Consider the following 12487-nt stretch of genomic DNA (forward strand, 5'->3'; position numbering starts at 1 on the left):
CCGGTAGGGATCGATCAAGATGACTCTTTCGACAACTGATTCGCGGGGCCAAGCTGGGGGCGCGGCGTCGCCGCCTGTCGCTGCGCGGCTGAAGGCCGCGGAGCAGGCGATCAACCCGCTGCTCGAAGCGTCGCGTGTCCTGTTGCAGGCGTTGGCCGATACGCCCGAAACGCTCGATGCCGACGCTGTTGCACGGTGGCGTCGATGGCTGGGGCAGGAAGTTCATCTCTTCACCCGGATCTGCAGTGAGCTCCAGGTTCGACCCGAGCATGTCCGGTGCGCAAGCTATTGTCTGTGCTCCGCGCTCGACGAGGCTGCGATGCAGACGCCTTGGGGAAAGGGCGAAACAACCGGTGTCGACTGGCAGGACAGCAGCCTGGCGAGTGCGTTGGGACATGATCGTCAGGGCGGCGACCGAATTTTCCGGCTGATCGACGAGGCAATGCGCGATCCTCGCGAGAACCTCGATCTGATCGAGTTGTACCAGAACGTACTCGATCTCGGGTTTCGTGGGCGATACCGATTTGAAGCAGGCGGTCAAAAGCGCTTGCAGGTCATTCGCGAACACGTACACGACGTGGTTATTACGGGGGGACAGAGTGTGAGTCGCGTCAGCGAGCCGCCGAAACGTCCGCGACAGACGATCGATCCATGGGTACGTCCCGTGGCGGTGCGTCGATCGCGAGCGAGGTTCGCAGGAGGTCTCGCTGTTGCGTTATTGCTGGGGGCAGGGGGGTACGCCGCGCTGGACCGTTGGGTTCGCATGAAAGAGATGCTCCAGGCGTCGCCGCTCGATGTGCTGGCTCGCAATCTGGAACTGCGGCTGCGCGATGAAGTCGCTGCAGGAAATGTTGAACTGATTCGCGACTCCGGGCGCAATGCCTTGACACTCCGGTTCAGCGGAATGTTCGGGCCTGGCGAGGCAACGGTGGCGCCATGGGGCGCTTCGGTGGCAGCTTCGGCTGGCCGGGAAATCGCGGCTGTGACCAAGGACGCGACCGTCCGGGTGGCAGGATACGCGGATAGCACACCAATCAGTTCGACACGTCAAGCATCTAACCACACGCTTTCCGCAGCACGCGCCCGGCACGTGGCCCAAATTCTCGTTGCGGCAGGAATACCGGCGCCGCGCATCAATGTCGAGGGAAATGGCGATGCCGATTCGCTGGCGGACAACGGTACCGCGTCGGGAAGGGCGAGAAATCGTCGCGTCGAAGTGACCATCACGGATTGACGTTCGATTGCGGGCGATAATTTCAGCCTTGAGCCGGCGAGGAGGATTGACGTTCGATTGCGGGCGATAATTTCAGCCTTGAGCCGGCGAGGAGTATTGAGCTGACGCACGTTCAGCAGGATCACGAGCATAGCCGGGTTCGCCGGTCCAATCACTGAGCAATTTCTCGCGTGGGGGGAACACCAAGGCCTCATGCAATTGGAGCTGCTTGAGGATGCCGACACATTCAAACAGCCCCAGTGATTCATCTTGTTACCGTTTCTTATTGCTGCCGCTCCCACGCGTGCGCCTGCTCGGCGCGCACGAACGCTTCAGACACTTGCGGCAGCAGGTTGCGGAACGCGCCGCCGTCGCGTTCGATCACGTCGACCATCTTCGCGATCATTTCCTCCGGATCGTGCTGCTCGAGCGGGAAGGTCAGCCGCTCGGGCGTCACGGTGTGGACGGCCGGGTCGTGCCAGCGCCGCGGCGTTTCCATCATCCGGTCGTTGAAACCGGTGCGGTACGGGCCCGGGTTCACGACCGCGACGCGGATGCCGTGCGGCGCCAGCTCCGCATGCATCGCCTCGGCCACCGCTTCGATCGCGTGCTTGGACGCGCAATAGGCGCCCGTGAACGGCCCGGTGATGAGCCCCGCGATCGACGACACGAACACGATCTTGCCGTGCTTGCGCGCGAGCATCCCGCGTGCGATCTGCTGCGTGAGTTCGAGCGGGCCGAACACGTTGACGTCGAACAGTTCGCGCACGATCTCGACCGGCAGGTCGACCAGCGCGCCGGCTTCGCCGACGCCCGCGTTGTGCACGAGCACGTCGATGTCGAGCTCGCCGGCGCAGGCGCGATCGTAGGCCGACGTGACGTCGAGCTTCACCGCGCGCACGGTGGTGTCGCGCTGCGCCGCGTCGTGCGTCAGCGCGTCGATCTCGGCGGTCGTGCGTACGCCGGCCGTCACGTCGTGACCGTGTTGCGCGAGCCGCAGCGCGACTTCGCGGCCGAAACCGGTGCCTGCACCGGTGATGAGGATGCGTTTCGTTGCCATGTACTTACCTCGATGTGTGGAAGGTTGCGTGAAAGCGATCGCGGCAGTGACGCGCGATCGCGTCGTCCTGCTCGACGCTGCCGCCGGAGATGCCGATCGCGCCGACGCAGCGGCTGTTGCCGTCGACGAGCGGCTCCCCGCCGCCGAACGTGACGAGCCCGCCGTGGCTGTGCTCGATGCCGCGCAGCGGCCCGTCGCCGGACATCGCGCCGAGCGCGCCGCTCGACGCGCGAAAGAGCACCGCCGTCAGCGCCTTGCGTTGCGCGAGGTCGATCGCGCCGAGAAAGCAGTCGTCGGTGCGCATGAACGCGACCAGGTTCGCGCCGGCGTCGACGATCGCGATCGACACGCCGTCGACCCGCAACGACGCGGCGTGCGCGAGCGCCGCGTCGATCGTGCGTTGAACGGCTGCCAGCGGCAGGGCGGTGCCATGGGGGTGCATCGGGTGCTCCGGTGAGGGCGACCAGGCCAGTGTAGGCAGTTCCGGTATATGGGAGAATCCGTATTCCGCTCGAAGGAGTTTCAAGTTTTTTTAATGATGAGCAGACGCGATCCGATGGCCGGGCTGCACGTGTTCATGATGGTCGCGACCGCCGGCAACTTCACGCGCGCGGCCGCCGCGCTGGGGCTGACGCCCGCCGCCGTCAGCCTTGCGATCGGGCAGCTCGAGGGCGAGCTGAACGTGAAACTGTTCAACCGCAGCACGCGCGGCGTGAGCCTGACCGAAGCCGGCCAGCAATACCGCCGGCAGACCGAACCCGCGTATCGGCAGGTCATGCAGGCGCGCGACGCACTGAAGGAGGTGCGCAGCGAGCCGGGCGGGCTGCTGCGCATCACCGCGCTGCCGCTGGCGCGCACGCTGGTGATCGCGCCGATCCTTGCGGTATTTCGCGAGCGCTATCCGAAAGTCCGGCTCGAGATCCGCTACGACAACGAACTGGTCGATATCGCGAAGGACGGCTTCGATGCAGGGATTCGTCTGGCCGACCGGCTGCAGCCCGGGATGATCGGCGTGCGGATCGCGCCGGCGCTGTCATGCGCGCTGGTTGCATCGCCCGGCTATCTGGCGCGGCACGGCACGCCCGCGTCGCTCGCGGCACTCGAACGGCATGCGTGCATCCGTTTCCGCTTCTCGGAAAGCGGCCGCCTGCACAAATGGCTGCTGCACGACGGCCGCCGCGACGTCGATCTCGATCCCGACGGCGTGTTCGTGACGAACGATGCGGATGCGGTGATCGACGCGGCGCGCGAGGGCGTCGGCATCGCGTTTGCGTTCATGCGCGAGCGCATCGAGCAGGACCTGCGCGACGGCGCGCTCGTCGAGGTGCTGCCGGGCGCGTGCCGCACGCTGCCGCCGATGTGGCTCTATTACGTGAATCGCAAGCACGTGCCGGCGAAGCTGCGCGCGTTGATCGACGTGCTGCGCGAGCGGGCGACGTGACGGGCACGACGAGGGGTGACGAAGGGCGTACCCGCGGGGGTGTGGCAATCCGTCCCCATTCCCTGAAACCCGCGCCCGGCCGCGGTTTTGCGCTCGCGGGCACGGCCCGGCGGGGAGAATTTTTCCCGAATGCGCGATTCGTCATTCATCCGATGAAAAATCCCCATCGGTTCCCGGTATGATGCGCACCCTGCGCATGATTTTGATGCGCCGTTGATGCACCCGCCGCGCCCGAACGGTCCGGTGCGAGATCGAAAGATTCTGTAATATAAATTCCGTATACTTGTCATTTCTGATCCAGGCGCTGCCTGCCTCCGTCCCAGGCCGACCGCCCACGCAGAACAACCAGATTCGTCGCCGCCCGGCCCCCCGCGCCGCGACTCGCTATGCACCACCACTGAACAATCTATGTCTTCCCGCCACCCTGGTCCGCCCGGCCGTGCCGCGGCGGCGATCGCCCGTGTCTCGGCGCTGATCCGCAACGAGCGCGTGCTGTCGCCGCTGCTTGCGCTCGGCATCGGCCTGTTGCTGATCGTGGTTTTCCAGCACCTGTCCGAATCCGTCGATTACCGCTCGGTGATCCGCCAGCTGCGCCACATGGCGATCGGCGAATGGGGCGCGTCGCTCGCCGCGACCGCGCTCAGCTATCTCGCGCTCGTCGCCCGCGATGCGGTCGGCCTGCGTTACGTCGCCGCGAAAGTGCCGCGCGCCGCGCTGTGGATCGGCGCGATCGCCGGCTCCGCGCTCGGTAACGCGACCGGCTTCGGCGCGCTCACGGGCGGCGCGGTTCGCGCCCGCGTGTACGGCGTGTCGGGCGTCACGCCCGCGCAGATCGGCCGGATGACCGTGTTCACCAGCGGCACGCTCGCGCTCGCGCTGGTGCTGATGACGGCAGTCGGCATGGTCTGCGTGCCGCAGACGCTCGCCGCGATGCTGCACGTCGCGCCGGGCGTGCTCACGTGGGGCGGCGCCGCGCTGCTGATCGTGCTGGCGGGGATGGTCGCGATGTGCGGCAACACCGCGCGTCCGGTCGTCACGCGCTTCAAATGGCTGGCGTTCGACGTGCCCGCGCGGCGCGATCTCGTGGCACAGGTGGTCTATGCGGTGATGGACGTCGTGGCCGCCGGCCTCACGCTGTGGGTGTTGCTGCCCGCGGCGCCGGTCGGCTTCCCGACCTTCATCACCGTCTATGCGGCCGCGCTGCTGCTCGGGATGATCGGCCACACGCCGGGCGGGATCGGCGTGTTCGAAGCCGCGATGGTCTTCACGCTGGGCCGCGAAGTGCCCGCGCATGAGATGGTCGCCGCGCTGATTGCGTACCGCGCGATCTACTTCGGCGTGCCGCTGGTGCTGTCGGCCGGCCTGCTGGCCGCGTTCGAAGGCCGCGCGCTGCGGCGCCGGCTCGTGTCACGGCAGGCCGCGCGCGTGTCGCAACTGGCGCCGCTGTTCCTGAGCCTCGTCACGTTCGCGGTCGGCGGGATGCTCGTGATCTCGAGCGCGACGCCCGCGTTCTGGCACCGGATCGCGATCCTGCGCAACATCGTGCCGCTGTGGGTGCTCGAAGGCTCGCAGGTGATCTGCAGCGTGCTGGGCGTCGCACTGCTGTTCGTCGCGCGCGGGCTGCTGCGTCGCCTGGACGGCGCGTGGTGGATGACCTTCGCGCTGACGCTCGCGAGCCTCGCGCTGTCGCTGGCGAAGGGTCTCGCGTTCGTCGAAGCCGGCGTGCTCGGCACGCTGCTGGTGCTGCTGCTCGTCAGCCGCCGCCGTTTCAACCGGCATTCGTCGCTGCTCGCCGAGCGCTTCACGGTGAGCTGGTTCGTGTCGGTGACGATGGTGCTGATCCTCGCGGTGTGGGTGCTGTGCTTCGCGTTCCGCGACGTGCCGTACACGCGCGATCTGTGGTCGCATTTCTCGTTCGACGCCCGCGCGCCGCGCGCACTGCGTGCGACGCTCGCCGCCGGCGTGTTCGTCGCGATGTTCGCGCTGTGGCAACTGCTGCGCCCGGCGCCGGGCCGCTTCGTGAAGCCCGTCGCGCAGGACCTGCTCGACGCCGAGCAGATCATCCGTGGGCAGGAGTGCAGCGATGCGGGCCTCGCGCTGATGGGCGACAAGTCGTTCCTGTTCTCCGAGTCGCGCCGCGCGTTCCTGATGTACGCGAAATACGGCCGCACGTGGGCGGCGCTGCACGACCCGGTCGGCCCACGCGACGAATGGCCGGCGCTGATCGGCAAGTTCATCGCGCTCGCGCATGCGCACAGCGGTCGCGCCGCGTTCTACCAGGTGCGCGCGAACGCGCTGCCGCTGTATCTCGACGCGGGGCTCACGCTGATGAAGCTCGGCGAAGAAGCGCACATCGCGCTCGACCAGTTCGACCTGAAGGGCTCGAACCGTTCGCACCTGCGCTATGCGCTGCGCCGCGGCGACAAGGACGCGCTGACCGTCGAGGTGATCGCGCCGACCGACGTGCCGGCCGCGCTGCCGGCGCTGCGCGACATCTCCGACGGCTGGCTCGACAGCCGCGACGCGCGCGAGAAGAGCTTCTCGGTGGCCGCGTTCCACGACGGCTATCTCGCGACGCAGTCGGTGATGCTGGTGCGCCAGGCCGACACGCCGATCGCGTTCGTCACGTTCATGACGACCGACCTCAACACCGAGGCGACCGTCGGCGTGATGCGTCATCTGCCGGAAGCGTCGCCGTATGCGATGGAGTATCTGTTCACGCAGCTCGCGCTGCATCTGAAGGAAGCCGGTTTCCGCAAGCTGAGCCTGGGCATCGCGCCGTTCTCGGGGATGGGGGCGGCAAAGATGCCGTCGCCGTTCCACCGGCTCGGCCTGATGGTCTGGCGCTTCGGCGGCCGCTTCTACAACTTCCGCGGCTTGCGTGCATTCAAGAGCAAGTTCGAACCGCACTGGGAGCCGCGTTATCTCGCGGCCTCGGGCACGGTCGGCGTGTTCGTCACGCTCGCGGATCTGTCCCTGCTGGCTGGAGGTCGGCGTTCATGATGTTGAAGAAAGTTATCGCGCAGGCGGCACTCGTCTGCGCGGGAATGATGCTGGCCGGCGCCGCGTGCGCCACGCAGCCAGCCGCCATGAAGGCGCAAACCGTGTCGGGCGGCCGCTACGGGCCCGTGACCGTGACGAAGCCGAACGGGCCGCTGCGCGGCTTCGTCGTGCTGTTCTCGCGTGAGGCCGGCTGGAATGCGGCCGATCAGCAGGCCGCCGATGCGCTCGCGAAAGTCGGGGCGATGACGGTCGGCGTGGATTCGGAGCGTTATGCGGCGAACCTCGCCGCGAAGCAGGAAACCTGTCACCACCTCGACGGCGACGCCGAAGCGGTCAGCCACCAGCTCGAACGTCTTGCGCAGTCGTCGCGTTACTACGCGCCGATCGTCGCGGGTGTGGGCCAGGGCGGCGCGATCGCGAAGCAGATCCTGTCGATGGCACCGGAAAACACGATCGCCGGCGTCGTGTCGGTCGACCCGGCCGTGAAGCTCGATGCGCGCTTCAAGCCGTGCCCGCCTGATGCGACGATCGTGCGCCGCGCGATGCCGGGCTTCGTCGAAACGGCCGCGGCCGGCGACACCGCGAAGCTCGTGTCGCTCGTCACAGCGCACCTGCACGACACCAGCGCGAGCGACGAGCTCGACGTGTCGGACCTGCCGCTCGTCGAGCTGCCGGCCAAGGGCGGCAGCGACCGGCTCGCGATCGTGATCTCGGGCGACGGCGGCTGGCGCGATCTCGACAAGACGATCGCCGAGGCGCTGCAGCGCGACGGCGTGTCGGTGGTCGGCATCGACAGCCTGCGCTACTTCTGGAGCGAGCGGCCACCCGCACAGGTGAGCCGCGACCTGGCGCGCGTGATGCGCACCTACATGGCGCGCTGGCATGCCGACCGCGTGGCGCTGGTCGGCTACTCGTTCGGCGCCGACGTGATGCCGTTCGCGTACAACCGGCTGCCGGCCGACCTGCGCGACAAGGTCTCGGTGATGTCGCTGCTCGGCTTCGCGCCGGCGGCCGATTTCCAGATCCGCGTGACGGGCTGGCTCGGGATGCCCGCGAGCGACAAGGCGCTGAAGGTCGCGCCGGAAATGGCGAAGGTGCCGCCGCAGCTCGTGCAGTGCTTCTACGGCGCGGAAGAGAAGGACACGATGTGCCCGGCGCTCGTGAACACCGGCGTCGACGTGGTCAAGACGGGGGGCGACCACCACTTCGGCCACGACTACATCGCGCTCGAGAAGAAGATCCTCGGCGCGTTCGGCAAGCCGGTGGCGGCGCGCTGAACGCCGGCGCCCGCTTCGCGGCGGGCGCGTGTGCATGCGGTTCATCGAACGGGCGGCCTGCGGGCCGCCCGTTGTCATGTCTTCGCCTGGGTCGCGGCGTCCTGCCGCGGCACCGTTCCTCTCGCATCGCGCTGATAGAAGCCCGGAAACCGGTCGAGTTGCCGGCGCGCGGCCGCGATGTCGGTATCGCCGCCGAGCACCGCGCTCGAGAACCCGGTGCGCGCCATCAACAGCAACTGGTCGATCAGCACGTCACCCGTCGCACGCAGGTCGCCGGTGAAGCCGAAGCGCTTGCGCAGCAGGTAGGCCTGGCTGTACGCACGGCCGTCGGTGAAGGACGGGAAAAGCAGGTCGATGCGCGCGGCCTGCGCGATCCGTGCGGCGAGCGGTGGCAGTTCCTCGTCGTTGCCGATCGTCAGGACGTCAGGCGCGTCTGCGTCGCCGGCGTGCTCGGCAGGCGTCAGCAGCCGGATGCGTGCGGTTGCGTTGTCGGTCGGTTTCATGCGTGCTCCGCGTGGTGACGCGCATCGTTCGCGGCCGCCTTGAAGGGTTCCGCGCCGATGCGGCGCACCGTGTCGATGAAGCGCTCGGCGTGGCCGTCGGTGTCGAGCCGCGCATCGAGATACGCGTTGACGAGCGCATCCACGACATCGACGATCTCGTCCGCCGAAAACGACGGGCCGATCACCTTGCCCGGCCGTGCGGGGCCGCTCGCGCTGGAGCCATCCGAGCCGCCGAGCGTCACCTGATACCACTCGGCGCCGTCCTTGTCGACGCCGAGAATGCCGATGTGCCCGCTGTGATGGTGGCCGCACGAGTTGATGCAGCCGCTGATGTGCAGGTCGATGTCGCCGACGTCGTGCAGCATGTCGAGATCCTGGAACCGTTCGGCGATCGCGTCGGCGATCGGGATCGAGCGCGCATTCGCGAGCGCGCAGAAGTCGCCGCCCGGGCACGCGATCATGTCGGTCAGCAGCCCGACGTTCGCACTCGCCAGCCCGACGGCGCGCGCGTTTTCCCACAGCAGGAACAGGTCGTCGACGTGCACCCACGGCAGCACCGCGTTCTGCGCATGCGTGACGCGTGCCTCGCCGGCCGAGAAGCGCTCGGCGAGGTCGGCGAGCGCGTCCAGCTGTTCGGGCGATGCATCGCCGGGCGCCTGCACGCGGCGCTTGAACGACAGCGTGACGATGCGCAGCGCCGGGTCGCGGTGCGCGGCCACATTGCGCGCGAGCCAGCGCGCGAACGCCGGATGACGCGTGGCGTGCGCGGCCATGCGCGTGTCGGCGTCGTGCAGGTCGAGCGTGCGCGGCTTGAGACGCGGCGGCACGAACGACGCCGCGATCCGCTCGAACTCGGCCTGCGGGATCGTGTGCGGGCCGCCGTCGAGCTCGACGATCTGGCGGAACTCTTCCTCGACGTCGTCGATATAACGCTGCCCCTCGGTTTTCACGAGGATCTTGATGCGCGCCTTGTACTTGTTGTCGCGGCGTCCGTAGCGGTTGTACACGCGCACGATCGCCTCGATGTAGTTCATCACGTGCTGCCATGGCAGGAACGTGCGCAGCAGCGTCGCGATCATCGGCGTGCGTCCCATCCCGCCGCCGACGCTCACGCGGAAACCGGGTTCGCCCGCCTCGTCGCGCACGAGCTTCAGCCCGACATCGTGCCAGTCGGTGGCCGCGCGGTCTTCGGCCGCGCCGGTGATCGCGATCTTGAACTTGCGCGGCAGGAACGCGAATTCCGGATGCAGCGTCGTCCACTGGCGCATCACTTCGGCGAACGGCCGAGGATCGGCGATCTCGTCCGGCGCGACGCCTGCGCGTTCGTCGCACGAGATATTGCGGATGCAGTTGCCGCTCGTCTGGATCCCGTGCATGTCGACGCTCGCGAGCAGGTCCATCACGTCGGCGGCCTTCGCGAGCGGAATCCAGTTGAACTGCACGTTGGTGCGGGTCGTGAAGTGGGCGTTGCGGGTCGGCAGGCGCAGCGTGCCGAGCAGCGCCTGCGCATCGCAGGCGGCGCGATAGGTGGCGTCGTCGGGCACGTCGTAGTCGCGTGCGATCCGCGCGAGCACGCGCAACTGCGCGCTCGACAGTTCGCCGTACGGCACGGCGACGCGCAGCATCGGCGCATGGCGCTGCACGTACCAGCCGTTCTGCAGGCGCAACGGCCGGAATGCGTCCTCGCTCAGCGTGCCGTGCTGCCAGCGTTCGAGCTGGTCGCGGAACTGGGCGGCGCGGCTGTGCACGAGCGCCCGGTCGAAATCGGTATATCGGTACATGACGTGATACGCGAGAGGAGCGGCGGCGCACGGGGCGTGCGCCGCTCGACAGGGGAGGTTGCGACGGATGTCGGGCAACCGGAGACAGCGTAGGGAACGCCGGGCGGCGGGACAAGCAGCAGATCGGGACGAAAAGGGCGCAGCAGATTGGCGCAGCGCCGGGGCGAGCGGGCATGCATGGCGCATGCCCGCTGCAGGCTTACGCGTGCGCGTCGACCACCAGCGCGGGATTCAGCGCGCGGATGCGCTGGTCGATGAAGTAGCCGCCGCCTTCCTGATAACGCAGGTACAGCCGGCCGCACGATACGCAGCGGCTGACGTTGCAGCGGTTGTACGGGAAATGACGCAGCGCGATCGGCGCGTCGTCCGACGCATAGCGCGTGCCGGCCGGATGATATTCGTCGTAGACCGGCTCCGCCTCGCCGGGCGGCGCGAGCGTGGCCACTTCGACGAGCTGCGCGTCCTGCAGCGACAGCGGCAGGCTCGTCCAGCCGGCCAGCGAGGTCTTCGTGCACGTGCACGGCTGCGTGACGCCGGCCGCGTCGGCCGTGAGCCTGAGCAGCGCATCGTGATCGAGGTAGGGCAGTTGGCTCATGGGAAATCGTGAAGGAGCGGCGGGATCAGCAATGTAACCTGCGCCCGGCTTCGCTGCATGAACGTGATGCAGGCGGCGCGCAGCGCGCGCACGCCGTGCGATCAGCCCGGCTTGCGCACCGTCGGTTCGGCGACCAGCTCGCCGAGCACGCGGATCGCGCGCTCGATGTCGCGGTTCCACGGATGGCCGAAGTTCACGCGCACGCAGCGCTCGAACCCGTGCGCGGCGGAGAAGAGCGGCCCCGGTGCGAAGCTGATGCCGCGCGCGATCGCCTGGCGGTGCAGCTCCATCGCGTCGATCGCATCGGGAAACGACAGCCACAGGAAATACCCGCCTTCCGGCCGCACCCATTCGACGCCCGGCGGCAGCCAGCGCCGCAGCGCGTCGTCCATGCGCGCGAGTTGCGTTTGCAGCGCGCCGCGCAGCTTGCGCAGGTGACGATCGTAGCCGCCGTGCTCCAGGTAGTTCGCGATGCCGGCCTGCGCGGGGATGCTCGCCGACAGCGTCGTCATCAGCTTGAGCCGCTGCACCTTCTCCGCGAAACGGCCGGCCGCGGCCCAGCCGATCCGGTAGCCGGGCGCGAGCGTCTTCGAGAACGAACTGCAGTGCATCACGAGCCCGTGCCGGTCGAATGCGCGCGCGGGCAGCGGATAGTCGGGGCCGTAATGGAGTTCGCCGTACACGTCGTCCTCGATCAGCGGCACGTTGCGCGCGGCCAGCATGTCCACCAGCGCGCGCTTCTTGTCGACGGAGAGCGTGACGCCGGTCGGATTCTGGAAATTGGTCATGAACCAGCACGCGCGGATGTCGTGCCGCTCGAGCGCGTTCGCGAGCGCGTCGAGATCGAGGCCCGTGCGCGGATCGACGGGAATCTCGACCGCGCGCAGGTCGAGTCGCTCGATCGCCTGCAGCGCCGCATAGAAGCCGGGCGATTCGACGGCCACGACGTCACCCGGCCGCGTGACGGCCATCAGGCACAGGTTCAGCGCTTCGAGCGCGCCGTTCGTGACGACGATCTCGTCGACGGGCTGCGCGACGCCGGTCGCGAGATAGCGTCGCGCGATCTGCTGGCGCAGCGCCTCGTTGCCGGGCGGCAGGTCGACCACGGTGCTCCACGGGCTCACGAGCCGCGTCGCCTGCGCGAGCGACTTCGCGAGGCGCGGCAGCGGAAACAGTTGCGGTGACGGAAACGCGGAACCGAGCGGCACGATGCCGGGCTGCGTCGCCGCATCGAGCACCGAGAACACGAGATCGCTGATGTCGACCTTGCGCGTGGCGCCGGCGCGGGTCGCGCGGCGTTTCGCGGGCGGGGCTGCGTCGGGGCCGGCGCCCGGCGCGACGTAGTAGCCGGAGCGTTCCCGTGCGCGGATCAGCCCCCACTGTTCGAGCAGGTAGTACGCGCGAAACACCGTCGACTGGCTCACGCCGTGTTGCGCGATGATCTGCCGCAACGACGGCAGGCGCGTGCCGACCGCGAGGTTGCCGTTGCGGATTTCGTCGGCGATCGTATGGGCGAGGGTTTCGTAGCGTTTCATCGGCGCGGGCGGGAACACGTCGCCGCCGCGCGCGGGCCGGTGCGGCGCCGCGCCGGCGGGCGCGGGTCATTGTCCGACG

The 12487-nt window shown here is 68.3% G+C and carries 10 protein-coding genes; 4 read left to right on the top strand and 6 right to left on the bottom strand.

Annotation, left to right across the window (positions count from 1 at the left end; genetic code table 11):
- Positions 1-19: 19 nt before the first annotated feature.
- The gene (gene icmH / locus BX604_RS17605) at positions 20-1234 is read left to right on the top strand and encodes a type IVB secretion system protein IcmH/DotU (RefSeq protein WP_098551910.1); all 1215 of its coding nucleotides are present in this window, start codon (positions 20-22) and stop codon (positions 1232-1234) included.
- Between the two features lie 262 nt (positions 1235-1496).
- Here icmH and BX604_RS17610 read toward each other — a convergent pair whose 3' ends face one another.
- Together BX604_RS17610 and BX604_RS17615 are read right to left on the bottom strand one after the other, a co-directional pair.
- Positions 1497-2273 (bottom strand): SDR family oxidoreductase, encoded by a 777-nt coding sequence (locus tag BX604_RS17610; RefSeq protein WP_098551911.1) that lies wholly within the window; start codon positions 2271-2273, stop codon positions 1497-1499.
- A 4-nt stretch (positions 2274-2277) separates the two neighbouring features.
- A complete protein-coding gene (locus BX604_RS17615; protein ID WP_098551912.1) occupies positions 2278-2715 on the bottom strand; it encodes a GlcG/HbpS family heme-binding protein in 438 nt (145 codons plus the stop codon).
- A 96-nt stretch (positions 2716-2811) separates the two neighbouring features.
- Here BX604_RS17615 and BX604_RS17620 point away from each other — a divergent pair, with 96 nt between their 5' ends.
- The 3 genes from BX604_RS17620 to BX604_RS17630 all read left to right on the top strand — a co-directional run bounded on the left by BX604_RS17620 (position 2812) and on the right by BX604_RS17630 (position 7994).
- Complete coding sequence (locus BX604_RS17620; protein ID WP_098552943.1) at positions 2812-3714, top strand: LysR family transcriptional regulator; 903 nt, start codon at positions 2812-2814, stop codon at positions 3712-3714.
- 408 nt (positions 3715-4122) lie between these two features.
- Complete coding sequence (gene mprF, locus BX604_RS17625) at positions 4123-6717, top strand: bifunctional lysylphosphatidylglycerol flippase/synthetase MprF (protein ID WP_098551913.1); 2595 nt, start codon at positions 4123-4125, stop codon at positions 6715-6717.
- Positions 6714-7994, top strand: a complete 1281-nt coding sequence (locus tag BX604_RS17630; protein WP_098551914.1) for a virulence factor family protein — start codon at positions 6714-6716, stop codon at positions 7992-7994. The genes mprF and BX604_RS17630 overlap by 4 nt, the downstream gene beginning before the upstream one ends.
- A 74-nt stretch (positions 7995-8068) precedes the next feature.
- Here BX604_RS17630 and BX604_RS17635 read toward each other — a convergent pair whose 3' ends face one another.
- The 4 genes from BX604_RS17635 to BX604_RS17650 all read right to left on the bottom strand — a co-directional run bounded on the left by BX604_RS17635 (position 8069) and on the right by BX604_RS17650 (position 12408).
- Entirely contained in the window at positions 8069-8497 is a 429-nt protein-coding gene (locus BX604_RS17635; RefSeq protein ID WP_098551915.1) for a DUF934 domain-containing protein, read from the bottom strand.
- Entirely contained in the window at positions 8494-10278 is a 1785-nt protein-coding gene (locus BX604_RS17640; protein ID WP_098551916.1) for a nitrite/sulfite reductase, read from the bottom strand. The genes BX604_RS17635 and BX604_RS17640 overlap by 4 nt, the downstream gene beginning before the upstream one ends.
- A gap of 199 nt (positions 10279-10477) precedes the next feature.
- Positions 10478-10873, bottom strand: coding sequence for a hypothetical protein (locus BX604_RS17645; protein ID WP_098551917.1), 396 nt, complete (start codon positions 10871-10873; stop codon positions 10478-10480).
- 101 nt (positions 10874-10974) lie between these two features.
- Positions 10975-12408, bottom strand: coding sequence for an aminotransferase-like domain-containing protein (locus BX604_RS17650; RefSeq protein ID WP_098551918.1), 1434 nt, complete (start codon positions 12406-12408; stop codon positions 10975-10977).
- Positions 12409-12487: the final 79 nt, after the last annotated feature.

Origin of the sequence: Burkholderia sp. JKS000303, from assembly GCF_002563755.1 — a bacterium.
Lineage (GTDB): Bacteria > Pseudomonadota > Gammaproteobacteria > Burkholderiales > Burkholderiaceae > Burkholderia > Burkholderia anthina_B.